Genomic DNA, 24,590 nt, shown 5'->3' with positions numbered 1-24,590 from the left:
ACTGCGATTTGGGGAATACTCCCCTCCGACCGGCCAGTATGCCACACCGGCGGACCCGATCGCCGCAGCGAAAGTCAGGGCGCGGACCGGAAATAGGCCACCGTGCGGGCCACTCCGTCGGCCAGCGCCACCTGCGGTTGCCAACCGAGCACCCGCCGCGCCCGATCGATGTCCAGGCAGGAGCGTCGCAGGTCACCCAGCCGGGCCGGGTGGAACTCCGGGTCATCCGGTGCGCCCACCGCGGCTGCCACCGCTGAATGCAGTTGGCGGTCCGAGGTTTCCACACCGGTGCCGACGTTGAAGCGCTGGCGGTCGCCGGCCTCGCCCGAGGCCCGCACGAAGGCGTCCACCACGTCGTCGACGAACACGTAGTCACGGGTGTTGGAGCCGTCCCCGAACACCTTGGTCGGCGTTCCGTTCAGCAGGGCCTGAGCGAAGATCGCCACCACACCCGCCTCGCCGTGCGGGTCCTGGCGGGGCCCGTAGACGTTGGCCGGGGCGATGTGGGAACACTGCAGCCCGTAGAGGTGGCCGAAGGTGTTGAGGTAGATCTCCCCGGCCATCTTGCCGGCGGCGTACGGCGAAGCCGGGTCGGTCGGGACGTCTTCACTGGTCGGGTAGCTCGGCGGGGTGCCGTAGATCGACCCGCCGGAGGAGGTGTGCACGATCTTGCGCACCCCCGCAGACCGGGCCGCCTCAGCGAGCCGGATGGTGCCGAGGACGTTGACCGTGCCGTCGAAGACCGGGTCGGCCACCGAGTGGCGCACGTCGATCTGGGCGGCCAGGTGAAAGATCACCTCGGGCCGGTGTTGCGCCAGGACCGCATCGAGGTCCGCGTTGACGATGTCGGCCTCGACGAAGCAGAAGCCGGGGTCGTCGGCCAGGTGCTCGATGTTGGTGGCTCGACCGGTGGCGAAATTGTCCAGCCCGGTCACGTCGTGCCCGTCCGCCCGCAGGCGGTCGACCAACGTCGATCCGATGAACCCGGCTGCCCCGGTTACCAGTGCTCGCACGCGCCCACCATACCGACAGGTAAGAAAGACAGATGACCGCCGGCGACGACACAGCAGTGCCGGCCCGGCGAGCAGCACCCGGCGATGCGGGTGGCACGGGCCGGCACCTGCGCGCGTGGCCACGAGCCCTGCCGTGGGTCTTCTGGGCGGCCGTGGCGTTGATCGCTGCCCAACTGGCGATCCGGGCGGTGGTCGCTTTCGGGGGCTATTTCTATTGGGACGACCTGATCCTGATCGGCCGGGCCGGCACCCACCCGCTGTGGTCGCCGGCCTACCTGTTCGACGACCACGACGGTCATGTGATGCCGGGCGCGTACCTGGTGGCCGGCGCCCTGTCGCGACTGTGGCCGCTGCAGTGGGCCGCCCCGGCGGTCAGCCTGGTGCTGCTGCAGTTGCTGTTCTCCTGCGCGCTGTTGCGTGTGCTGTGGGTGATTCTCGGCTGGCGGCCGGTGTTGCTGGTGCCGCTGACCTTTGCGCTGTGGTCTCCGCTGGGCCTGCCGGCCTTCGCCTGGTGGGCGGCGGCGTTGAACTCGCTGCCGTTGTGCGCGGCGCTGTCTTGGGTGTGTGCGGACGCGATTGCGTTGACGCGCACCGGAAATCAGCGCTACCTGCACAGCGCGATCGTGGTCTACCTGGGCAGCCTGCTGTTCTTCGAGAAGGCCGCGGTCGTCCCGTTCGTCGCGTTCACCGTGACGGCACTGCTGGGCTACGTCCGCGGAGCGCCGCTGACCGGCGCGATCACCGGGGCGTGGCGCGCCGGCGCCCGGTTGTGGACGGCCGCGCTCGCGGTGACCGCGGCGTGGATCGGGATCTATGTGTCGGTGGTCAATCAGAGGCGCTGGAGTTTCGACCTCGAGATGACCGGCGAGCTGCTGTGGCGGTCGTTCACCCACGGCGTGATCCCGAGCCTGGCCGGGGGCCCGTGGACGTGGGCCCGCTGGGCGCCGGCCTCGCCCTGGGCCCTGCCGGGACCGGCGGCGATGGCACTGGGCTGGCTGGTGCTGGCCGGACTTGTCGCGGTGTCGCTGGCGGGCAGAAGGCGCCTGGGTCCGGTGTGGCTGGCCGCGGCCGGCTACCTGGCGGCCTGCCAGGTGCCGATCTATCTGATGCGGTCGTCGGCGTTCACCGCGCTGGAACTGGCCCAGACCCTGCGCTATCTGGCCGACTTCGTGGTGGTGCTGGCGATCCTGGGCGCCGTCGGGCTGTGCGCCCCCAACCGGGAATCCGCGCGGTGGCTGGCCCCCTCCCGCGCGCGCACCGTGGCGGTGACGGCCCTGGCGGCGGCGTTCACCGCCAGCAGCCTGTATTCGACGGCGACCTTCCTGGCCTGCTGGCGCGACGACCCGGCCCGTGCCTATCTGCAGAACGCCCGGCAGGCTCTGGCCGCCGCCCGGGCCGCCTCGGACGCGCCGCTGCTCGACCAGGAGGTGGACCCGTTGGTGCTGGGGCGGGTCGTCTACCCGGAGAACCTGGCCAGCCACATGTTCGCCCTGTTGCACGACCGGCCGGAATTCGCCTCGACGACAACACAGTTGCGGACGCTGACCGGTTCGGGGTCACTGACCGACGCCCAGGTGACCTGGGTCCGTGCCCTGGTGCCCGGGCCGGTGCCGCATTGCGGATACCTGGTGCAGCCGGACCGGCCGGTGACCTTGCCGCTCGACGGCCCGCTGTTGCCCGCGGACTGGACGGCCGAGATCAACTACCTGGCCAATGTCGACGGCGCCATGACGATGTCGTTGTCCGAGGGACCGCAGGTCCGGGTCCGGGTGCGACCGGGTCTCAACCGTGCCTTCGTCCGGCTCCCCGGCGCCGGAGACGGGCTCAGGGTGAGCGCCGACACCGCGGCGCTGTCGGTGTGTATCGCCGTCGGCCCGGTCGGCTACGTCGCGCCGAGGTGACGATGTCACGCTGCACGCCGCCACCACGCTCGGTACGTTCTACAGGCGTGCCCGCACTGCAAGTTCCCGCACAGTTTCTGCGCGGTTCCGCTGCGCCGCCTCCCCGCACCCTGATCGACATTCTGTGGGAGACCGCTACCCGCTACCCCGATGCGCCCGCCATCGATGACGGCAAGGTGGTGTTGACGTACGGCGAGCTGATCGAGGACGTCCAGGACAGCGTCGCCTGGCTCGCCGCCCGCGGCCTGGGCCGCGGTGACCGGATCGGCATCCGGATGCCGTCGGGCAATTACGCGCTCTACGTGGCGATTCTGGCCACGCTGGCCACCGGTGCGGCCTACGTTCCGGTGGATGCCGACGATCCCCCCGAGCGCGCCGAGCTGGTGTTCGGCGAGGCTCAGGTGGCGGCGGTGCTCACCGAGGCGGGGCTGACACGTGGGCCCGGGGCGTCGCGCGGCTGGCGGGTCACGGCGCCGCAGCCCGGCGACGATGCCTGGATCATCTTCACCTCGGGGTCCACCGGCACGCCGAAGGGCGTGGCGATCACGCACCGCAACGCCGCGGCCTTCGTCGACGCCGAAGCGCAGCTGTTCTTGCAGGACAACCCGATCGGGCCGGGCGACCGGGTGCTGGCCGGTCTGTCGGTCGCGTTCGACGCGTCCTGCGAGGAGATGTGGCTGGCATGGCGCTACGGCGCCTGCCTGGTGCCGGCGCCGCGGTCGCTGGTGCGCAGCGGCATGGATCTGGGCCCCTGGCTGGTTGCCCGGGACGTGACGGTGGTGTCCACCGTGCCCACCCTGGCCGCACTGTGGCCGGCCGAGGCCCTGGAAGCGGTCCGGTTGCTGATCTTCGGCGGCGAGGCCTGCCCGCCGGAGCTGGCGGCCCGGCTGGCGGTGGACGGCCGCGAGGTGTGGAACACCTACGGCCCCACCGAGACCACCGTGGTCGCCTGTGCCGCGCAGCTCGACGGCAGCGGTCCGGTTCGGATCGGGCTGCCGCTGGTGGGCTGGGACCTGGCGGTGCTGGGCGCCGACGGAGCACCGGTGGGCGACGGGGAGACCGGCGAACTGGTGATCGGCGGGGTGGGGCTGGGCCGCTACCTGGATCCCGACCGGGATGCCGAGAAGTTTGCGCCGCTGCCCACCCTGGGCTGGTCGCGGGCCTACCGCAGCGGGGACCTGGTGCGACTGGACGCCGCGGGGCTCACCTTCTGCGGCCGGGCCGATGATCAGGTCAAGATCGGCGGGCGGCGCATCGAATTGGGCGAGGTGGACAGCGCACTGGTGACGCTGCCCGGTGTCAGCGGCGGCGCCGCGGCCGTGCGGACCAGCGCCACCGGCACCCCGCTGCTGGTCGGTTACCTGGTCAGCACCGACCCGGACTTCGACCTGGGGGCAGCGCGCGCCGAGCTGACCCGTCGGCTGCCCGCCGCGCTGGTCCCCCGGCTGGTCCTGGTCGACGAGCTGCCCACCCGCACCTCGGGCAAGGTGGACCGCGACGCACTGCCCTGGCCCGTCGGGCCGGAGTCCGCCGGGCCGGGCATGACCGGTGCCGACGATCCGGACAGCACCCTGGGCTGGCTGGCCGGATTGTGGCGCGACGTGCTGGGCGCCCCGGTCGATGACGAACAGGCCGATTTCTTCGCCCTGGGCGGTGGATCGCTGCAAGCCGCACAGCTGGTGGCCGCGGTGCGGCAGCGCTACCCGCAGACCACCGTCGCCCAGCTCTACGACCGTCCCCGGCTGGGTTCGCTTGCGGGGCTCCTCGATGACCTGGGCCGCGGCGACCGCGGGCCGCAGGCCGCTCCGGCGTCGCGCGCGGTGACCCCTACCCCGCCGTTGACCCAGGCCGCGCAAGTGCTGCTGTCGGTGCCGCTGGCAACGCTGTCCGGCCTGCAATGGGTGACCTGGCTGGCGCTGATCAACACCACCGTGGCGGCGGTGCACCCGTTGCCCTGGCTGGTGCGGCTCGACTGGTGGTGGGTGGTGGCCGCCTTCGTGCTGTTCGTCACCCCGTTGGGCCGGATGGGTATCGCCGCGCTGGGGGCGCGCCTGTTGCTGGCCCGCCTGGAGCCGGGGACCTACCGGCGCGGCGGACCGGAGCATCTGCGGGTCTGGATCGCCGAGCGGCTCGCCACCGCCAGCGGCGCCGAGAACCTTTCCGGCGCACCGTGGCTGGTCTACTACGCCCGGGCGTTGGGCAACAAGATCGGCGAGGGTGTGGATCTGCACTCGACCCCGCCGGTGACCGGGATGTTGACGCTGGGCAACCGCTGTTCCATCGAGCCGGAGGTGGACCTGAGCGGGCATTGGATCGACGGCGACCGGTTCCACGTCGGCCGGATCACGGTCGGCAATGACGCCAGCATCGGCGCCCGCACCACGCTGCTGCCGGGCGCTTCCGTGGGCAAGGACGCCGACGTGGCACCGGGGTCCGGAGTGATCGGCGAGGTGAAGAAAGGCCAGTACTGGACCGGCTCGCCGGCTATGAAATCCGGCAAGGCGCACCACCCTTGGCCGGATCACCGGCCGCCGCCGCGCCCGCTGTGGGTGGCAGTGTACGGACTGACCTCGCTGCTGCTCGGCGCTTTGCCGCTCCTGGCGCTGGGCACCGGACTGGCGGTGGTGGGCCGTGCCGTGCGGGACTGCGCCAGTCTGGCCGATGCCGTTCGGCCGGCGCTGCTCGCGACCCCGCCGGCCGCACTGGCCGCGATGTTGAGCTACGCCGCCCTGACCGTGATCGGCGTACGGCTGTTGTCGATCGGTCTGCACAGCGGCTACCACCCGGTGCGCAGCCGGGTCGGCTGGCAGCTGTGGGCCACCGAACGCCTGATGGACGCCGCGCGCGACTACCTCTTTCCGCTCTATGCGGGCCTGATAACACCGTGGTGGCTGCGACTGCTGGGCGCGAAAGTCGGTCGGGGAACCGAGATCTCCACCGCATTGCTGATCCCGAAGTACACCACGATCGCCGACGGCGCTTTCCTCGCCGACGACACCATGGTCGCCTCCTATGAGCTGGGCGGCGGCTGGATTCATGTCGCACCGGCAACAATCGGCAAGCGCGCGTTCCTGGGGAATTCCGGGATCACCCAGCCGGGTCGGCGGGTACCCGACAATGCCCTGGTGGCGGTGCTCTCGACTGCGCCGCACAAGGCCAAGACCGGCTCGTCGTGGCTGGGCAGCCCACCGGTGCGGTTGCGCCGCAAGGCCGCCGACCTCGATGTCGAACGGACCTTCCGCCCACCGCGCAGACTGTGGGTGATGCGCGCGGCGGTCGAGACCTTCCGGTTGATCCCTGTCATCGTCACATTCGCGATCGGTGTCGCCGTACTGGGCGTGCTGCAATGGGGAGCAACACAATTCGGCTACGGCTGGACCGCACTGGGCAGCGGCGTGGCGCTGCTGGCCGCGGGCGCCGCGGCCGGGGCGGGCGCAGTGCTGGCGAAATGGCTCATCGTGGGCCGGATCCGGGCTTGCCAGCGTCCCCTGTGGTCGTCGTTCGTGTGGCGCAACGAGGTCTCCGACGCGTTCGTGGAGACGGTCGCCGCCCCGTGGTTCGCCCGGGCCGCCACCGGCACCCCGGTGATGAACCTGTGGTTGCGCGCTCTGGGAGCCACCATCGGCCGGGGCGTGTGGTGCGAAACGTACTGGCTGCCCGAAGCCGACCTGGTCACCCTTGACGCCGGCGCAACGGTGAACCGGGGTTGTGTGGTGCAGACCCACCTGTTCCACGATCGCATCATGCAGATGGACACCGTCACGCTGGAGGCGGGCGCCACCTTGGGACCCAACTGCGTGGCATTGCCCGCGGCCCGACTGGGCGCCGGGGCCACCGTGGGGCCGGCCTCGTTGGTGATGCGCGGCGACCAGGTGCCCCCCGCCACCCGCTGGCAGGGCAATCCGATCGCGCCGTGGCCGCTGCCGGGCAAGAAGCCCGGCTCTGCGGCATCGGCGAGGCAGGAGCCGGCGGCGTGAGCAAACCGGCCAAGATTTCCGCGACACCGGCCCCGGCCGCGGTGGGCGATCCCTACCTGCCCGGCAGCGGAAACAGTGGCTACCGGGTATCGCGCTACGAACTGGACTTGGAGTACAAGGTCAGCAGTAACCGGCTGGCGGGCACCGCGGCCATCACCGCGGTCGCGCTGGCCGCGCTGCGCGAAATCACCCTCGACCTCGCCGACACGCTGTCGGTGGCCAAGGTGTGGATCAACGGCAGGCCGCCGGCCCGGTTCGCCACCTCGGCGGCCAAGCTGCGCATCACCCTGGCCGCCACGGTGCCCGCCGGTGCCGCCCTGGTGATCTCGGTCCGGTATTCCGGATCGCCGCGTCCCAGCGAAACCGTTTGGGGGGAAGTAGGTTTCGAGGAGCTCTCCGACGGCGTCCTGGTCTCGGGTCAGCCCAATGGCGCACCGACATGGTTTCCCTGCGATGACCATCCCTGCGCCAAGGCCAGCTACCGGATCCAGATCAGCACCGACAGCTCCTATTACGCGCTCGCCAACGGCGAACTGATCTCGCGGCGGGTCCGCGCCACCCGCACCACCTGGACCTACGACCAGCCGGAGCCCACGCCCCCCTATCTGGTCACCTTGCAGATCGGCCGGTACGTGACCCGACCGGTACCCGGGTCGGCCGTAGCCATTCGGGCGGTGCTGCCCGCCCGCCTGCAGACCGAGTTCGAGCGGGATTTCGCACGCCAGGCGCAGATGATGCAGCTGTTTGTGCAACTGTTCGGGCCCTACCCGCTGGCGGCCGGCTACACGGTGCTGGTGACCGACGACGACCTGGAGATCCCCCTGGAGGCCCAAGGGATTTCGATCTTCGGCGCCAACCACTGCAACGGCCGCGGCTCGTCGACGCGGCTGATCGCCCACGAGCTGGCCCACCAGTGGTTCGGAAACAGCGTCACCGTGCGGCGCTGGAGCGATATCTGGCTGCACGAAGGATTCGCCTGCTACGCCGAGTGGCTGTGGTCAGAGCACTCCGGTGGGCCGAGCGCCGACCAACTGGCCCGGCGCTACCACCGACAGTTGACCGGCCTGCCGCAGGATCTGCTGTTGGCCGATCCCGGACCGGTCGAGATGTTCGACGACCGGGTGTACAAACGCGGCGCGCTCACCCTGCACGTGCTGCGCGGCCGACTGGGCGACGACGCCTTCTTCGCCCTACTGCGCGACTGGACCGCGCGCTACCGCCACAGCAACGCCGGCACTGAGGATTTCACCGCGCTGGCCGCCGGATACAGCCCACAACCACTGCAGTCGTTCTGGCAGGCCTGGCTGTATTCCGCTGCCGTTCCCGGGTTGACGGCACCCCGCTGACATCCGGGCGAGCCCTGTCTTGCCCGCCCTATCGGCGCGGGTAGCGCCGGGCCCGCGGGGCGCCGGTCTGCCGCGGCGCCCAGGACACCTGGAAGTCGACCACCAGTGCAGCCGGGACCGCCAGCGCCACCGGGGTGTAGTTCTGCGACCGCTCGTCGCCGGCGATGCCGGTGAGAACCCGGCCGCCGTAGCCGTCCTCGGTGCCGGGCACCGTGACGCGGACCCGCGCCGAAGCCGCGCCAGGCCGTGCCCGCAGGAAGAAGACGCCGCCGGGCGGTACCGGATCGGCCAGCTCGGCACCGTCGGCGTCCAGGACAACGGCGCCCTCGGCACTGACTGCGGCGGAGTCCGCGACGGCAAGGCGCAGCGGCCCCACCACCCCGTCGGCCACGGTGGCCGCCGAGACGTCCAATCCGGGTGCGGTGGTACGCGCCCGGGCCGCCCCCGCCACCAGATAGCGGTAGAGGGCCACGATCCGGTCGGGATTGCGGTAGGTGCCGGTGCCGTCGGGCCAGAAGCCGACGTCGCCGATGGTGGCTGCCCCCGATCCGGTCACCGCCAGGCGGTAGTACCGATGTCCGCCGGCGGTGGCCCCGACGCCGAGCGCCTTGCGCTGGATCCCAGGGGTTCGGGCGGTCAGCCGCGACGACAGCACCTCGCGCCAGGTCTGGCCGTCGTCGGATTTGTGCAGTGTCACCTCCACCGGCTGCGCGGCGAGCAGTTCGACGGTGTACCCGCCCAATTCGAGGGCCTCGTCGAACTCGACCGTCACCCCGTCGGGCCGGCGCAGCACCCGCACCGGCTCGGTGCGGGCACGGGTGTCCAGCTCTAAACCGTTGGTCAGCCGCCAGATCGCCGCCTGGGTGGCCGCTATCGCCTCGTGCTCGGCGATGTTCCCGCGGCCCAGATACCCGGCCTCCCGCAACCGCCGACTCACCTCGACGGTGTTCAGCCGCGGTACGGAATTGCGCAGGATCCAGTCGACCTGAACCTCGCGGACATCCCGTTCGGCGGCCCCCAGGTGGGGAACCGCCGACCAGGTGTCGATCCGGTAGGCAGAGGGGCGGGTCGGCGCAATGCCGTGGAAGTCCAGCGAATACGCCGCGATACCGGGGTTGAGCCGAATCAGATCGGTGCGCGCGCTCGTGCCGTCGGTGAACACGATGCGGTCCACGGTGTGCGAATAGGTGCCGCCGTGGTAGCGGGTCATCCGGTCGATATCGACCGCCGGTCGCGGATGGACCCTGCGGCGGACGGTCACCGCGGGCTGGGTATCGGGCAGTGGAAGAACGGAGGCAGAAACGGTCATGCCGAATCGACTTTCTGGTCTGATGCGCGCACGGCAGCACCTGACCGGAAACCGGGGACGGGCTGCGACGCTGAGGAATCAGGGCGTCAGAGAATCAACGACAACAACACGCGGCAAGGCGGCACGAAACGTGCGGCTGCGGCTGCGTGATGTGCGACATACGCATACCCTACGACATGTACCGCAGCGGCGCGAGTTGCCATGATTTCAATTCGCCATGAGCGCAACTGGTGGGCAAACCCGACCGATGGTCCATGATTGGCGCCGTTACTCATCAGGAGGAAGCAATGACGTCCGCTCAGAACGAATCTCAGGCGTTGGGCGACCTCGCCGCACGGCAGCTTGCCAATGCGACGAAGACCGTCCCGCAGCTGGCGACCATCACGCCGCGCTGGCTGCTGCACCTGCTGAACTGGGTTCCCGTCGAGGCCGGCATCTACCGGGTCAACCGAGTGGTCAACCCCGGCCAGGTGGCCATTCACGCCGAGCAGGGGGCGGGCTCTGCAGAACCGCTGCCGCAGACGTTCGTGGACTACGAGACCAGCCCGCGCGAATACACACTGCGGTCCATCTCCACGATTCTCGATGTGCACACCCGGGTCTCCGACCTGTACTCCAGCCCGCACGACCAGGTCGCGCAGCAGCTGCGCCTCACCATCGAGACCATCAAGGAACGCCAGGAGTTCGAACTGGTCAACAACCCGGAGTACGGCCTGCTGGCCCAGGTGACCCCGGAGCAGACCATCTCGACCATCACCGGGCCGCCCACTCCCGACGACCTGGACGCGCTGATCACCAAGGTGTGGAAGACGCCCGGGTTCTTCCTGACCCACCCGCTGGGCGTGGCCGCCTTCGGCCGCGAGGCCACCCGCCGCGGCGTCCCCCCGGTGGTGGTGAACCTGTTCGGCGCGCAGTTCATCACCTGGCGCGGCATCCCGATCGTGCCCAGCGACAAGGTTCCGGTGGAAGACTCCAAGACCAAGATCCTGCTGGTGCGAACCGGCGAGGAGCGCCAGGGCGTCGTCGGGTTGTTCCAGCCCGGCCTGGTCGGCGAGCAGGCCCCGGGTCTGTCGGTCCGGTTCACCGGGATCAACCGGTCGGCGATCGCGTCCTATCTGGTCACGCTGTACAACTCGCTGGCCGTGCTCACCGACGATGCGCTCGCTGTGCTCGACGACGTCTCGGTGGACCGTTTCCATGAGTACGAGTGACCCCGGGCCGGTAGCTGCCGGGGGAAACCCGCCGATCAGCGCGGCCGAGCTGGAGATCCTGGCCAATCAGCTCTACACCCTCGGCCCTCAACCCGGTCCGGACTCACCCCCGCAGACCACCGCGGTGGCACCGCGCGGCGGGGCGGTCGATCCGAGCGGACTGCTGCCGGCCGGCGTGGGCGACCTCGCGGCGTTCGCGGTCCCGTCCGGCATCGTGCCGACCGTGCCGGGGGTCCTGGCCGGCTATCCGGCCGCCGGCCCGGCCGTCCCGGCCGCTCCGCGCGGATCGGCCCCGGGCTGGCCGGCCGGCGGTTCGGCGGTTCCCCACCTGGAGCTGCCCGAGGCTCCGGCGCCGGCAACCGGCGGCGACGAGGCGAACTACTACTTCTTGTCGCGCCCGGCGCCGGCCACCCAGCCGGTTCCGGTGACGCCGGACACCCATGAGGTGTTCGACGTCAACGCGGTGCGGGCCGACTTTCCGATTCTGCGCGAGCGGGTCAACGGCAAACCGCTGATCTGGTTCGACAACGCCGCCACCACGCAGAAGCCGCAGGCCGTGATCGACCGGCTGGCGCACTTCTACGCCCACGAGAACTCCAACATCCACCGGGCCGCGCACGAACTCGCGGCCCGCGCCACCGATGCCTACGAGGACGCCCGCGACACCGTCCGGCGGTTTGTGGGTGCGCCGCGCAGCGAAGACATCGTGTTCGTGCGGGGCACCACCGAAGCGATCAACCTGGTCGCTTACGCATGGGGCGGAAAGCATCTGCGCCCCGGCGACGAGATCGTCATCACGCACCTGGAGCATCACGCGAATATCGTTCCGTGGCAGATGATCTCGAAGCAGACCGGCGCGATTCTGCGGGTGGCCCCGGTGGACGACGCAGGGAACCTGCTGTTGGGCGAGTTCGAGGATCTGCTGGGGCCGCGGACCAAACTGGTTGCCGCCACGCACGTCTCCAACGCGTTGGGGACCGTCACCCCGGTACACGAGATCGTCGAACTCGGGCACCGCTACGGCGCCCGGGTGCTGATCGACGGAGCACAGTCGATCCCCCACATCCCGATCGACGTACAGTCGTTGGGAGCGGATTTCTTCGCGTTTTCCGGGCACAAGATCTTCGGCCCCACCGGGATCGGTGTGCTGTACGGGACCGAAGATGCCCTGGCAGAGACGCCGCCATGGCAGGGTGGAGGCAACATGATCGCCGACGTCACCGTTGAGCGTTCGCTGTACCAGCAACCGCCCAACAAATTCGAGGCGGGCACCGGCAATATCGCCGACGCCGTCGGCCTCGGCGCTGCGCTGTGCTATGTGGAGCGGGTGGGGGTCGAACGTATCGCCGCCTACGAACACGCGCTGCTGGAGTACGCCACGCCGCGGTTGGCCGCTATACCGGGCGTGCGGATCGTCGGGACCGCCGACGAGAAGGCCAGCGTGTTGTCGTTCGTGTTGGCCGGCCACGACCCGGCCGACGTCGGCAAGGCCCTCAACGCCGAGGGCATCGCGGTGCGTGCCGGACACCACTGCGCGCAACCCATCCTGCGCCGGTACGGGCTGGAGGCCACCGTGCGTCCGTCGTTCGCGTTCTACAACACCTTCGAAGAGATCGACGTGTTCATCAGGGCCGTCCGGCGCATCGCCGAGGGGAGCGCATAGCTCCGATGGTGGTTTTGGTGAGAAAGGGCAATTGATGGGCAGGATCTACGACAACGTCACCGAGTTGGTCGGTCGTACCCCGCTGGTGCGGCTCAACCGGCTGACCGAGGGCCTCGGCGCCCAGGTGGCGGCCAAACTCGAGTTCTACAACCCCGCCAACAGCGTCAAGGACCGGATCGGCGTCGCGATCATCGACGCCGCGGAGAGATCCGGCCAGCTGCGCCCCGGCGGCACCATCGTGGAGGCCACCAGCGGCAACACCGGCATCGCGTTGGCGATGGTCGGCGCCGCGCGCGGCTACAAGGTGATCCTGACCATGCCGGACACCATGTCCACCGAGCGTCGGGTGATGCTGCGCGCCTACGGCGCCGAGATCGTCCTGACGCCCGGCTCCGAGGGCATGGCCGGCGCGGTGGCCAAGGCCAAGCAGATCGTCGCCGACACCCACAACGCCTTGTCCGCGAATCAGTTCGCCAACCCGGCCAACCCGGCCATCCACGAGCACACCACCGCAGAAGAGGTGTGGAAGGACACCGACGGCGCGGTGGACATCTTCGTCGCCGGCATCGGTACCGGCGGCACGCTGACCGGCGTCTCGCACATCCTCAAGTCGCGCAAGCCGGAAGTCCAGATCGTCGGGGTGGAGCCCAAGGACTCGGCGATCCTGCACGGCGCCCAGCCCGGTCCGCACAAGATCCAGGGCCTGGGACCCAACTTCATCCCCGAGGTGCTGGACCGCAATGCCTACGACGAGATCATCGACGCGCAGTTCGACGACGCCATCCGGGTGGCTCGCGCCCTGGGCACCCAGGAAGGCATTCTCGGCGGCATCTCGGCAGGCGCCAACGTCTGGGCCGCCCTGGAGCTGGCCAAACGCCCCGAGAACGCAGGGAAGCTGATCGTGGTGGTGATCCCCGACTTCGGCGAACGCTACATCTCGACGGCGCTGTTCGAGCACATCAGGGAATGATCACGCCCATGACAGGCGTGTGGAAGACATTGCGCGAGGACCTGCGCAACGCGCGAGACCATGACCCGGCCGCGCGCGGGGACGTCGAGAACGCCCTGGTCTATTCCGGCCTGCACGCGATCTGGTCACATCGGGTGGCACATCGGCTGTGGGCCAGGCCGGCGCTGCGCGGAGCGGCCCGCCTGCTGGCCCAGGCCACCCGGTTCGCCACCGGCATCGAGATCCACCCGGGCGCGACCATCGGCCGGCGCTTCTTCATCGACCATGGCATGGGCGTGGTGATCGGCGAGACGACCCAGATCGGCGATGACGTCATGGTCTACCACGGGGTGACCCTCGGCGGGCGCTCACTGAGCCACGGCAAGCGCCACCCGACCATCGGCAACGGCGTCACCGTGGGCGCCGGGGCCAAGGTCCTCGGCCCGATCACCATCGGGGACGGCAGCGCCATCGGGGCCAATGCGGTGGTCACCCAGGACGTACCGGCGGACTGCATCGCCACGGGCATTCCGGCCTCGGTGCGGCACCGCACCGAGAAGCAGCGGGAGCCGCTGGTCGACCCGACCAGCTACATCGACCCGGCGATGTACATCTAAGACCCGACACCTGCGCCGGGTATGGGCTCGGCGGCGATCACATAGTCGCGACCGTGCCGCAGGCCGCCCTCGCGCTCGTGCAGAGCCAGCGCTCGCTGCTGCAGATCGTCGACGTAGCGCAGCATCGAGGCGGCCAGCTCCGGCGAGCCGAAGCGCTCGGCCCGCCGGCGGCACATGTCGAGCTGGCCGTGGACGTGCCGAGGGCCGTAACGGATGGGAAACCGGCGGAACTGCACCGTGCGCAAGCCCGCCAGAGCCAGCTGCCGCAGCACCCACTCCAGCGGAAACTCCCGGTAGGGCCGTTCACCGGCCAGCAGCAGGCACGCGTCGCGAACGCGACCGATCTCCCAGATGATCCGGCCGCTTTCGGTGTTCGGCGGGTACTGCACGTAGGGCTCCAGGCCGGTGACGTAGAGCCGGCCGCCGTCGGCGACGAGGGGCCGCAGCCGCTGGAAGACATGGTCCTGCCAGTAGGGCGCGAAGCCCTCGACGGCGCCGACGAGGTAGTCGGCCAGCACCGTGTCGAACGTCTCGCCGGCGAGCAGGCCGCCATCGATCCAGTTGCCCACCAGTATCCGATCCTGCGGCCGAACGCTGTCCCCGAGTGCGGCGCGGCTGGCGTCGGCCATCCCGGCAGCGGCGGTGATCGCGGTCCAGCTTTCGGTCGGCAGCGTCTGGATCCATTGCAGGGACTTCACGCCGGCACCGGAGTCGAGCATGCTGCCCCAGGGGCGGTCGCCATGCAGTGTCTCGATGTAGCGAAACAGTGCGGACACTGCGGGGTTGGCGGACAACGGAATTGCTCACCTTCCGCGGCGTCGCGCGCACGTGCAACGCCGGCTGGTCCCGCCTGGGTGTGTGCGCGCGACTGAGCCTAGCGCCGCCACCGGACCTGCCATTGTGGAGCCACCTAGGAGAATCGAACTCCTGACCTATTCATTACGAGTGAATTGCTCTACCGACTGAGCTAAGGTGGCGCGCCCCGCCTAAACCGGGCCGGGTCAGTCTACAGGTCGTTTCGCAGCGCCTGTCCGACGGTGGCCACCATGGCGCCGACGGCGAAGCGGGGCTTGACGTTGGCCGCCAGCGCCTCGCGGCATTCGAGCACCGCCTCGATGCAGCGCAACAACCGGTCCGGCGGCGCGTGTGCCGCGATCGCGGCCGCGGCGTCGGTCATGTCCGGGTGGCTGGGCCGGGCCACGCCGGCCGGGGCCATGGCGACCAGCAGGGCGTCGCGGAAGTAGGTGGCCAGGTCGATCAGCGCGCGGTCCAGCGCATCCCGCGAAGCCCGCTTGTGGCGGGAATTCTGCCGGCGCTCCAGGTCCTTGATCAGTCCGGCGGTGCCGCGCAGGGTTCCGGCGGTGCCCTTGCCGGTGCCACCGGCCCCCAATGCGGTGCGCAGCTCCTCGGTCTCGGCCTCCGAGCGCTCCGCGGTCAGGTCCCGGGCCTCGGATTCGGCCGCGGCCACCAGGTCATCGACCGCGGCGAAGGCCCGCGACGGGGTCGCGGCGTCCCGGGCCAGCGAAAGCGCCCGCTGCCGGCGCTGCCGGGCCTCGGAATCGGTCGCCAGCCGCCGAGCCCGCCCCACATGGCCACCGCTGACCGCCGCGGCCCACTCCGCGGTCGCCGAGTCCAGGCCGTCGACCTCCATCAGCACCTGGGCGACGGCCGCCAGCGGTGGGGTCACCAACGCGACATGACGGCACCGGGACCGCAGCGTGATCGCGATGTCCTCCGGATCCACCGAGGGCGCGCACAACAGGAACACCGTCGAAGGCGGCGGCTCCTCGACCACCTTGAGCAGGGCGTTGGCCGCGCCCTCGGTGAGCCGGTCGGCGTCCTCGATCACCACGATCTGCCAGCGCCCGGTCCCGGGCCGCCGCGAGGCGGCCTGCACGATGGCCCGCATCTCGTCGACACCGATGGACAGCCCCTCCGGCACGACACGCCGGACGTCGGCGTGGGTGCCGGCCATCGTCGTGGTGCAGGCCCGGCAGCGGCCGCAACCGGGGCCGCCCTGCTCCTCCTCGGCGGTGCATTGCAGCGCCGCGGCGAAACACACCGCCGCGATGGACCGGCCCGAGCCGGGCGGGCCGGTGATCAGCCACGCGTGCGACATACCGCCCGCGGACATCGCCCCGGGTGCCCCGGGCTGCCGGGAGGCCCGCACGGCTGACAGCAGTTCGGCCTCCACCGTCTGCTGACCCACCAAGCGGGTGAAAACTCCGGACATCACGGTCACAGTAGTGCCTCCACCGGACATGCCAACGCCATCAGCCTCGGTCATTCCTCGTCTCGCCGGATACGGTGTGCTGGTGAGCACCACGACCCTGGTCGGGCGGATCGAGCGATTCGTCCGCTGGGTTGTGCGCACACCCTGGCCCGTTTTCACGCTGAGCATGCTGCAGGCCGACATCATCGGCGCACTGTTCGTGTTCGGCTTCCTGCGGTTCGGCCTGCCCGACGAGGACCGGATCAACCTGCAGGACCTGCCGCGGCTGAATCTGGTGCTCTTCGGCGTCGTGCTGTTGATCCTGTTCGGACTCGGCTTTTCGCTCAGCACCGCGTTGCTGATGCCGGTGTTCCGCTGGCAGCGCCGGGAGGCGCTGCTGGCCGATCTGGACACCCACGGCGACTCCGATCCCGCAGACACCGAACTGGCGCGATCCCGGGCGCTGCGGATGCCGTTCTACCGGTCCCTGATCAGCATCGGCTACTGGGCGGTGGGCGGGGTGGTGTTCGTCGCCATCAGCTGGCAGGTGGTGCACCACGTCGTGCCCGTGGTGGTCACCGCCACGGCCCTGGGGGCAGCGGCCACCGCGATCATCGGCTACCTGCAGTCCGAGCGGGTGCTGCGGCCGGTGGCGGTCGCCGCCCTGCGCGACGGCACCCCGGAGAACCTGCGCGCACCCGGTGTCATCCTCCGCCAGCTGCTGACCTGGCTGCTGTCCACGGGCGTGCCGGTGCTGGCGATCGTGCTGTCGGTGTTGGCCGGCAAGGCATCCCTGCTCAACGCCTCACCAGACAAGTTGTTCACCCCGATCCTGCTGATGGCACTGGCCGCCCTGGTCATCGGGCTGGCCGGCACCGTCCTGGTGTCCATGTCGATCGCCGACCCGCTGCGACAGTTACGGTGGGCGCTGGGCGAGGTGCAGCGCGGCAACTACAACGCGCACATGCAGATCTATGACGCCAGTGAGCTGGGCCTGCTGCAGGCCGGCTTCAACGACATGGTGCGCGACCTCGCCGAGCGGCAGCGGCTGCGCGACCTGTTCGGACGCTATGTGGGCGAGGATGTGGCCCGGCGTGCCCTGGAACGCGGCACCGAGTTGGGCGGGCAGGAACGCGACGTGGCGGTGCTGTTCATCGACCTGGTGGGTTCCACGCAGCTGGCCGCCACCCGGCCGCCCAGCGAGGTCGTCAACCTGCTCAACGAGTTCTTCCGGGTGGTGGTCGAAGCGGTGGGGCGCCATGGCGGTTTCGTCAACAAGTTCCAGGGTGACGCCGCACTGGCCATCTTCGGCGCGCCCATCGAGCACCCGGACGCCTCCAGTGCCGCCCTGGCGGCGGCCCGCGAGCTGCACGACGGCCTGCTGCCGGTGCTCGGTTCCGAGGAGTTCGGCATCGGGGTGTCGGCCGGGCGGGCGATCGCCGGGCACATCGGCGCCCGGGCCCGTTTCGAGTACACCGTGATCGGCGACCCGGTCAACGAGGCCGCCCGGCTGACCGAACTGGCGAAGCTGGACGACGGCCACGTGCTGGCGTCGGCGGTCGCGGTCAGCGGCGCGGTGGACGCCGAGGCGTTGTGCTGGGAGGTCGGCGAGATCGTCGAACTGCGCGGACGCACCGGACCGACGCAGCTGGCCCGGCCGTTGAACCTGGCAACGCTGGAAACCATCCCGGCCGAAGACGCCGAGGCCTCGGCAGCCGCCGACTGAATCAGCGCTTGGCGGCCTTCTTGGCGGTTGCCTTCTTCGCGGGCGCCTTTTTCGCAGGCGCCTTGCGGACGGCCTTCTTCGCAGCCTTCTTGACCGGCCCCCGCGCCCGCCGATCGGCAAGAAGCTCGGCGGCACGCTCATCGGTGATCGAAGCCACCTCATCGCCCTTGCGCAGGCTGGCGTTGGTCTCGCCGTCGGTCACGTACGGACCGAACCGGCCGTCCTTGATCACCATCGGCTTGCCGCTCGCGGGGTCGGCACCCAGCTCGCGCAGCGGCGGAGCCGCCGCGGACTGGCGCCCCCGGCGCTTGGGCTCGGCGTAGATCTTCAGCGCCTCCTCCAGGGAGATGTCGAAGATCTGCTCCTCGCTCGCCAGCGACCGGGAATCGGTGCCGCGCTTGAGGTACGGCCCATAGCGACCGTTCTGTGCGGTGATCTCGTCGCCGGACTCGGGATCGACGCCCACCACCCGCGGCAACGAGAGCAGCTTCAGCGCATCCTCGAGCGTCACGGTGTCCAGACTCATGCTGCGCAGCAGCGAGCCGGTGCGCGGCTTCGGACCGGTCGGCTTCTTGCCCTTTTTCGCCGTGGCGCCGGACTCGTCGTCCGGTGGCGGCGGCAGAACCTCGGTGACGTAGGGGCCGTAGCGGCCGTCCTTGGCGACGATCTCGTGACCGCTGTCGGGGTCGATGCCCAGCGATCGGCCCTCTTGCGGGGTGGCGAAGCGTTCTTCGGCCAGCGCCAGGGTCAGCTCGTCGGGCGGCAGGGAGTCGTCCAGGTTGGCCCGCTGCGGGGTCGGTTCGCCGTCGTCGCCGGTGACCATGCGCTCCAGGTAGGGGCCGTTCTTGCCCACCCGCACATAGATCGGCCTGCCCTGCGCGTCGTCGAACAGCCGGATCGAGTTGATCTCACGGGCGTCGATGCCCTCCAGGTTCACCCCGACCAGCTTCTTGAGTCCGCCGGCCCGGGCGATGGAGTCCTCGACCCCGTAGTCGCCACCGAAGTAGAAGTTGTGCAGCCAGTCGGTTCGGCGCTGACGCCCCGCGGCGATGCCGTCGAGTTCGTCTTCCATCGCCGCGGTGAAGTCGTAGTCGACAAGCCGGCCGAAATGCTGTTCGAGCAGCCCGATGACGGCGAACGCCACCCAGGTCGGGACCAGCGCGCTGCCCTTCTTGTAGACGTAGCCGCGGTCTTGGATGGTCTTGATGATCGAGGAGTAGGTCGACGGCCGACCGATGCCCAACTCCTCGAGCGACTTGACCAGCGACGCCTCGGTGTAGCGCGCCGGCGGGTTGGTGGCGTGGCCGTCCGGGGTGGCCTCGGCGGCGTCCCCCCGCTGCCCCTGGGTCAACTGCGGCAGCCGCCGCTCCGCGTCGTCGGCTTCACCGCCGGCCAACTCGTCGACGGTCTCCACGTAGGCCTTGAGGAAGCCCGGGAAGGTGATGGTCCGGCCGCTGGCGGCGAACGTCACCTGCTTGTCGCGCGATTGGCCGCCGATCCGCAGGCTCAGCGTCGTGCCGCGGGCGTCGGCCATCTGCGAGGCGACGGTGCGCTGCCAGATCAGCTCGTAGAGCCGGAACTCGTCGCTGCCCAGTTCGTTGCGCACCGCGTCGGGGGTGGCGAACGTCTCGCCGGCCGGCCGGATCGCCTCGTGGGCTTCCTGGGCGTTCTTGACCTTGCGGGTGTACTGCCGCGGCGACGGCGAGACGTACTCCTCGCCGTAGAGCTGGCGGGCCTGGGTACGCGCGGCGTCGATTGCCGACTGCGACAGCGTGGTCGAGTCGGTACGCATATAGGTGATGTAGCCGTTCTCGTAGAGCCGCTGGGCGATGCTCATCGTCCGTTCGGCGGAGAACCGCAGTTTGCGGCCGGCTTCCTGCTGCAACGTCGAGGTCATGAAGGGTGCGTAGGGCCGCCGGGTGTAGGGCTTTTCCTCCACCGACGTCACCGACAGGGACGCACCGGCCAGCCCGGCCGCCAGTGCGGTGGCCGCGGCTTCGTCGAGCACCCGCACCTCGGCGGGCTTGCGCAGCGCACCCAGCGAGTCGAAATCACGGCCGCTGGCCACCCGCAGGTCGTCCACGGCGACCAGTCGGGCGGTGAAGGTGGGCGGCGAGGCAGTGGGGTCGGAGACACTGGCGTCCAGTTGGGCCACGACGTCCCAGTAGGAGGCGCTGCGGAACGCCATCCGCTCGCGTTCGCGCTGCACGATGATGCGGGTGGCCACCGACTGCACCCGGCCGGCCGACAGCTTCGGCGCGACCTTCTTCCACAGCACGGGGCTGACCTCGTAGCCGTACAGCCGGTCCAGCACGCGCCGGGTCTCCTGGGCGTCCACCAGGTCGATGTCCAGGTCGCGCGGGTTCTCCGCGGCGTTGCGGATCGCCGGCTCGGTGATCTCGTGGAACACCATCCGTTTGACCGGGATGCGCGGCTTGAGCGTCTCCAGCAGGTGCCAGGCGATCGCTTCGCCCTCCCGGTCACCATCGGTGGCCAGATAGAGCTCGTCGACGTCCTTGAGCAGGCCCTTGAGCTCGGTGACGGTGCCCTTCTTATCGGGGCTCACGATGTAGAGCGGCTCGAAGTCGGCGTCGACGTTGACACCCAGGCGCGCCCAGGGTTCGGTCTTGTACTTCGCCGGCACATCGGCGGCATTGCGCGGCAGGTCCCGAATGTGACCCCGCGAGGACTCGACTACGTAGTTACTGCCCAGGTAGCCCGCAATTTTCCGTGCCTTGGTGGGCGACTCGACAATGACGAGCCGCCGCACGGGTGAACTTGTGCCGCCGTTGCGGCCGGGGTCAGCCAACTGCGCTTACACTCCACTTCTGTCCGCACCCACGTCACGCCGCCGGTGGACAACTGACAATCTCGCACTCACTCCCGTGCCGATGCAAACTGGCGCTGCGCAGTGCATTCTCTCAAAACCCGTCCGCGTGGCCCGGGATCGCGGCTCCGACACGCGGCCACTGACTCAACGCGTCGGGGTCTGGGGGCGATTCCCCGACGTTTTCGACCAGTCGCAGCAACCGGCGCCGGCCGGTGATCCGCAACGCCGGGCGGCCCCCACGGCTGCCGATCAGCGTGGGCGCGATCCCAGCCCGCATCAGGGCCGAGGCCAACGGCGCGAAGGTGTCCGGCGCGTGCGGGTCGAGCCCGAGCAGGTACCGGTCGCCTTCCGCGGTTCCCGCCGCCAGCGCCCACGCCCGCAATTCACGCGGACCCGGCAGCCATTGCGGCGGAACGGTCTTGACCGCCCCGCGGGTCCACGCCGAAGCCAAAGCACGCAACCTCGGGTCGACCGCGGTCCGCACCAGCGGGGTGTCTTCGTCGGTGCGGGTGACTTCGGGCCGTAGACCGGCCTCCTCGATCAACTCGGCCAGGGCCGCCGCTCGCCATTGAGCTTCGACCACAACCGAGATCCTCGCGCCGGCCCCCGACACGACGATCTGCCCCGGACCAGCCAGCACCCCGGTGAGGTCGGTGACGCTGGGCGGCACCGACTCGGCCGAGAAGAAGGAAAGCTGGCTCACGTCACCGACAGTAAGCCGGTCCAGCGTCCGGCGGCCTCCGGGTCGGGCCTTACGGCCTGACCCGCCCGAAACGAAACCCCCCGGCAGTGCTCCGTTCGCGGGAGCTGCACGGGGGGTGTCGTCGAATCCAGTGGCTTAGATGGAGCGGACGCCCGTGGCCTGGGGGCCCTTAGGGCTCTGTCCGACCTCGAACTCCACCCGCTGGTTTTCCTCGAGGGTGCGAAAGCCGGACCCTTGGATTTCCGTGTAGTGGACAAACACGTCCGCCGACCCGTCCTCGGGCGCGATGAAGCCGAAGCCCTTCTCTGCGTTGAACCACTTCACAGTTCCCTGTGGCATTTGTCGATCTTTCCTTACTCTTCTTGCCCGGTGCAGTGCACACCGTTGTTCGGGGCACCGATTTTCGCTGCCCCGGGCCTGTTCCGACCGCCCTACCCCGGCGGTCGGTCGGTGCTGCCACCGACGTCCCCCGCGGGCACTGCGGCCGCAACCACAGATCCTGCGAAGGCTTAACACGAACACAGAAGCTACGACCGTCCATCAGTCAACCACGTTCATCGCCCTGAGGACAGACTGCGGTGCCGAAATCTCGGCCGAAGGGTGAACAATACGGCGGCGGGCAATGGCAGCGGGCAATGGAGGCAGTGACATATGACGGCGAATTTCGGCGGCGAATTGCTGGCCGCCGCGCTCGCCGGGGTCGAGGCGGGAGAAGAACCGCTGCGTCACGTCGCCAATCTGCCGGCATCGTCAGGCCGTGCGTGCGGCTGGCCGGACTGGGCCGATCCCGACGTGGTCGCCGCCTTCACCGAGCGCGGGATCGAGGCCCTGTGGTCGCACCAGTCGGCGGCCGCCGATCTGGCACACGCCGGACGTCACGTGGTGATCAGCACCGGCACCGCGTCGGGTAAGTCCCTGGCCTATCAGCTGCCGGTACTGCAGGCCTTGGCGGCCGATCCCCGCGCCCGGGCGCTCTACCTGTCGCCGACCAAGGCGCTGGGCCACGATCAGCTGCGCACGGCGAACGCGCTGACCGCGGCGATTCCGCGCCTGTGCGCTGCGGGCGGCGCCGTGGCACCGGTGGCCTACGACGGCGACAGCGCCGCCGAGACCCGCCGGTTCGCCCGCGAGCGGTCCCGCTGGGTGTTCTCCAATCCGGACATGATTCATCTGTCGCTGCTGCGCAACCACACTCGCTGGGCAGCGTTCCTGCGCGGGCTGCGGTTCGTGATCGTCGACGAATGCCACTACTACCGGGGGATCTTCGGATCGCACGTGGCGATGGTGCTGCGACGGCTGCTGCGCCTATGTGAGCGGTACGCCCCGCCGGGGGCCACGCTGCCCGCGGGCCCGACGGTGATCTTCGCCAGTGCCACCACGGCGTCTCCGGGCGCCAGCGCGTCCGCGCTGATCGGGCAACCCGTCGCCGAGGTCACCGAGGACGGTTCACCGCACGGGGCCCGGACGGTGGCGCTGTGGGAGCCGGCCCTGCGCACCGACCTGACCGGTGAGAACGGCGCGCCGGTGCGCCGCGCCGCCGGTAGCGAGGCGGCCCGCGTGATGGCCGACCTGATCGCCGAGGGGGCCCGCACCCTGACCTTCGTGCGGTCGCGGCGGGGCGCGGAACTGACCGCACTCGCGGCGCGCACCCGCTTGGAGTCGACTGCCCCGGCCCTGGCCGGCAAGGTCGCCTCGTACCGCGCGGGGTATCTGGCCGAGGATCGCCGCGCCCTGGAGCGCGCCTTGGCCGACGGTCAGCTGTACGGCCTGGCCACCACCAACGCCTTGGAGCTCGGCGTGGACATCGCCGGGTTGGACGCGGTGGTGATCGCCGGATTTCCGGGCACCGTGACGTCGTTCTGGCAGCAGGCCGGCCGATCGGGCCGGCGGGGCCAGACGGCACTGATCGTGCTGGTCGCCCGCGACGATCCCCTGGACACCTATCTGGTGCACCATCCCGAGGCGCTGCTGGGCCGGCCCATCGAGCAGGTGGTGATCGATCCGGCCAACCCGTATGTGCTGGGGCCGCAGCTGCTGTGCGCTGCCGCCGAGCTGCCGCTGACGGCCGGCGAAGTGGCCCGGCTGGGGGCAGAGCAGGTGGCCGACGCCCTGGTGGCCGACGGGCTGTTGCGGCGGCGATCCGACCGCTACTTCCCCACCCCCGGCCTCGAGCCGCATGCCGCGGTGGAGATCCGCGGGTCGGCCGGTGGTCAGGTCGCGATCGTGGAGGCCGACACCGGCCGGCTGCTGGGTGGCGTCGACGCCGGGCAGGCGCCCGCCACGGTGCACACCGGCGCGGTGTATTTGCATCAGGGCGAGAGTTATCTGGTCGATTCACTCGACACCGAGCGGCAGATCGCATTCGTGCACGCCGAGGACCCGGGTTACACCACCTTCGCTCGCGAGATCACCGACATCGCCGTGACCGGCGAGGGTGAACGCGCCTGGTTCGGGCCGGTCAGCCTCGGCCTGCTGCCGGTGACGGTGACCAGGCAGATCGTCGGATATCTCCGGCGGCTACCGACCGGAGAGGTCCTGGACTTCATCGACCTGGACGTGCCCCCGGCGACGCTGCCGACCACGGCGGTGGTCTACACCATCACCCCCGAGGCGCTGGCCGACTGCGGAGTCGCCGAGAACGCCATCCCCGGGGCGTTGCACGCCGCCGAACATGCGGCCATCGGCCTGCTGCCCCTGGTGGCCAGCTGCGACCGCGGCGACATCGGCGGATTGTCCACCGCCCTGGGGCCCGACTCGCTGGGCAGCCTGCCCAGCGTCTTCGTCTACGACGGCCATCCGGGCGGGGCGGGTTTCGCCGAGCGGGGATTCCGCGCTGCGGCGACCTGGCTGACCGCCACCGCGGAGGCCATTGAATCCTGCGAATGCCCGCATGGTTGTCCCTCGTGCGTGCAATCACCCAAGTGCGGCAACGGAAACGATCCCTTGGACAAGGACGGCGCGGTACGTGTGCTGCGCCTGGTACTGGGCGCGCTTGACGGTCCCACCGGGTGACTCCGGGAGTCGGCCGACCCCCCGAACGGCCGACTCCCCCGAGCCCTGAGCCCGACAGCGGCGCCGCGCAGGCGTCACCACGCATGAACAAGCGGGACAGTAAGACGAACGGTCGAGAAAA

General features: G+C 70.1%; 15 protein-coding genes, 1 tRNA gene and 1 pseudogene. 9 read left to right on the top strand and 8 right to left on the bottom strand.

All coding sequences use genetic code 11. From position 1 onward, the window contains the following. Window positions 1-74 precede the first annotated feature (74 nt). On the bottom strand, window positions 75-1,013 hold the full coding sequence (locus tag LI92_RS00200; RefSeq protein WP_046314810.1) for an NAD-dependent epimerase/dehydratase family protein: 939 nt from the start codon (window positions 1,011-1,013) through the stop codon (window positions 75-77). Window positions 1,014-1,045: 32 nt separating this feature from the next. On the opposite strand from LI92_RS00200, the gene LI92_RS00195 reads away from it, so the two are divergent. Genes LI92_RS00195 through LI92_RS00185 form a run of 3 tightly spaced genes read left to right on the top strand, consistent with a single transcriptional unit; the run spans window position 1,046 to window position 8,237 of the window. Continuing rightward, the gene (locus tag LI92_RS00195; protein WP_286134745.1) at window positions 1,046-2,914 is read left to right on the top strand and encodes a hypothetical protein; all 1,869 of its coding nucleotides are present in this window, start codon (window positions 1,046-1,048) and stop codon (window positions 2,912-2,914) included. A gap of 56 nt (window positions 2,915-2,970) precedes the next feature. Next, window positions 2,971-6,891, top strand: a complete 3,921-nt coding sequence (locus LI92_RS00190; protein WP_502691376.1) for a Pls/PosA family non-ribosomal peptide synthetase — start codon at window positions 2,971-2,973, stop codon at window positions 6,889-6,891. Beyond that, window positions 6,888-8,237 (top strand): M1 family metallopeptidase, encoded by a 1,350-nt coding sequence (locus tag LI92_RS00185; RefSeq protein WP_046314889.1) that lies wholly within the window; start codon window positions 6,888-6,890, stop codon window positions 8,235-8,237. The genes LI92_RS00190 and LI92_RS00185 overlap by 4 nt, the downstream gene beginning before the upstream one ends. Window positions 8,238-8,265: 28 nt before the next feature. On the opposite strand, the gene LI92_RS00180 is transcribed toward LI92_RS00185, so the two are convergent. After that, entirely contained in the window at window positions 8,266-9,546 is a 1,281-nt protein-coding gene (locus LI92_RS00180; RefSeq protein WP_046314806.1) for a TQXA domain-containing protein, read from the bottom strand. 287 nt (window positions 9,547-9,833) lie between these two features. On the opposite strand from LI92_RS00180, the gene LI92_RS00175 reads away from it, so the two are divergent. Genes LI92_RS00175 through epsC form a run of 4 tightly spaced genes read left to right on the top strand, consistent with a single transcriptional unit; the run spans window position 9,834 to window position 13,986 of the window. Beyond that, window positions 9,834-10,757 (top strand): family 2A encapsulin nanocompartment shell protein, encoded by a 924-nt coding sequence (locus LI92_RS00175; RefSeq protein ID WP_046314804.1) that lies wholly within the window; start codon window positions 9,834-9,836, stop codon window positions 10,755-10,757. Beyond that, window positions 10,744-12,420 carry a family 2A encapsulin nanocompartment cargo protein cysteine desulfurase gene (locus tag LI92_RS00170; protein WP_046314802.1) on the top strand — a complete coding sequence of 559 codons (1,677 nt, stop codon included), beginning with the start codon at window positions 10,744-10,746 and terminating at the stop codon, window positions 12,418-12,420. The genes LI92_RS00175 and LI92_RS00170 overlap by 14 nt, the downstream gene beginning before the upstream one ends. A 34-nt stretch (window positions 12,421-12,454) precedes the next feature. Then, window positions 12,455-13,390 carry a cysteine synthase A gene (gene cysK / locus LI92_RS00165; protein ID WP_046314800.1) on the top strand — a complete coding sequence of 312 codons (936 nt, stop codon included), beginning with the start codon at window positions 12,455-12,457 and terminating at the stop codon, window positions 13,388-13,390. A gap of 8 nt (window positions 13,391-13,398) precedes the next feature. Further along, the gene (gene epsC, locus LI92_RS00160) at window positions 13,399-13,986 is read left to right on the top strand and encodes a serine O-acetyltransferase EpsC (protein ID WP_046314888.1); all 588 of its coding nucleotides are present in this window, start codon (window positions 13,399-13,401) and stop codon (window positions 13,984-13,986) included. Here the strand turns inward: epsC and LI92_RS00155 are convergent. From LI92_RS00155 to LI92_RS00145, 3 genes and pseudogenes are all read right to left on the bottom strand, one after another. Then, window positions 13,983-14,762: pseudogene (locus LI92_RS00155) on the bottom strand (class I SAM-dependent methyltransferase); the annotation flags it as partial. The gene epsC and the pseudogene LI92_RS00155 overlap by 4 nt on opposite strands. A 125-nt stretch (window positions 14,763-14,887) precedes the next feature. Further along, window positions 14,888-14,963, bottom strand: a tRNA-Thr gene (locus tag LI92_RS00150). A 29-nt stretch (window positions 14,964-14,992) separates the two neighbouring features. Continuing rightward, window positions 14,993-16,219 carry a DNA polymerase III subunit delta' gene (locus tag LI92_RS00145; protein WP_046314887.1) on the bottom strand — a complete coding sequence of 409 codons (1,227 nt, stop codon included), beginning with the start codon at window positions 16,217-16,219 and terminating at the stop codon, window positions 14,993-14,995. 28 nt (window positions 16,220-16,247) lie between these two features. On the opposite strand from LI92_RS00145, the gene LI92_RS00140 reads away from it, so the two are divergent. After that, complete coding sequence (locus LI92_RS00140; RefSeq protein WP_152665280.1) at window positions 16,248-17,924, top strand: adenylate/guanylate cyclase domain-containing protein; 1,677 nt, start codon at window positions 16,248-16,250, stop codon at window positions 17,922-17,924. 1 nt (window position 17,925) lies between these two features. Here LI92_RS00140 and topA read toward each other — a convergent pair whose 3' ends face one another. From topA to LI92_RS00125, 3 genes are all read right to left on the bottom strand, one after another. Continuing rightward, window positions 17,926-20,733, bottom strand: a complete 2,808-nt coding sequence (topA, locus tag LI92_RS00135; protein WP_046314796.1) for a type I DNA topoisomerase — start codon at window positions 20,731-20,733, stop codon at window positions 17,926-17,928. Between the two features lie 112 nt (window positions 20,734-20,845). Then, window positions 20,846-21,457 carry a hypothetical protein gene (locus LI92_RS00130; RefSeq protein WP_046314795.1) on the bottom strand — a complete coding sequence of 204 codons (612 nt, stop codon included), beginning with the start codon at window positions 21,455-21,457 and terminating at the stop codon, window positions 20,846-20,848. A 135-nt stretch (window positions 21,458-21,592) separates the two neighbouring features. Further along, entirely contained in the window at window positions 21,593-21,796 is a 204-nt protein-coding gene (locus tag LI92_RS00125) for a cold-shock protein (protein WP_003925183.1), read from the bottom strand. Window positions 21,797-22,108: 312 nt separating this feature from the next. Between LI92_RS00125 and LI92_RS00120 the strand changes: the two genes are divergently transcribed. After that, complete coding sequence (locus tag LI92_RS00120; protein ID WP_046314792.1) at window positions 22,109-24,469, top strand: DEAD/DEAH box helicase; 2,361 nt, start codon at window positions 22,109-22,111, stop codon at window positions 24,467-24,469. Window positions 24,470-24,590 lie beyond the last annotated feature (121 nt).

The organism is Mycobacterium sp. UM_Kg1, from assembly GCF_000972925.1.
Classification (GTDB): domain Bacteria; phylum Actinomycetota; class Actinomycetes; order Mycobacteriales; family Mycobacteriaceae; genus Mycobacterium; species Mycobacterium hiberniae.
Note: the sequence above shows the minus strand (reverse complement) of the source record. Positions and strands in the feature narration are given on the sequence as shown.

Coding starts and splice junctions, on each gene's coding strand:
- LI92_RS00195 (WP_286134745.1), top strand. CDS start 1,046: ATGACCGCCGGCGACGACACAGCAGTGCCGGCCCGGCGAGCAGCACCC.
- LI92_RS00180 (WP_046314806.1), bottom strand. CDS start 9,546: ATGACCGTTTCTGCCTCCGTTCTTCCACTGCCCGATACCCAGCCCGCG.
- LI92_RS00175 (WP_046314804.1), top strand. CDS start 9,834: ATGACGTCCGCTCAGAACGAATCTCAGGCGTTGGGCGACCTCGCCGCA.
- LI92_RS00170 (WP_046314802.1), top strand. CDS start 10,744: ATGAGTACGAGTGACCCCGGGCCGGTAGCTGCCGGGGGAAACCCGCCG.
- cysK (WP_046314800.1), top strand. CDS start 12,455: ATGGGCAGGATCTACGACAACGTCACCGAGTTGGTCGGTCGTACCCCG.
- epsC (WP_046314888.1), top strand. CDS start 13,399: ATGACAGGCGTGTGGAAGACATTGCGCGAGGACCTGCGCAACGCGCGA.
- LI92_RS00145 (WP_046314887.1), bottom strand. CDS start 16,219: ATGTCCGGAGTTTTCACCCGCTTGGTGGGTCAGCAGACGGTGGAGGCC.
- LI92_RS00140 (WP_152665280.1), top strand. CDS start 16,248: ATGCCAACGCCATCAGCCTCGGTCATTCCTCGTCTCGCCGGATACGGT.
- LI92_RS00125 (WP_003925183.1), bottom strand. CDS start 21,796: ATGCCACAGGGAACTGTGAAGTGGTTCAACGCAGAGAAGGGCTTCGGC.
- LI92_RS00120 (WP_046314792.1), top strand. CDS start 22,109: ATGACGGCGAATTTCGGCGGCGAATTGCTGGCCGCCGCGCTCGCCGGG.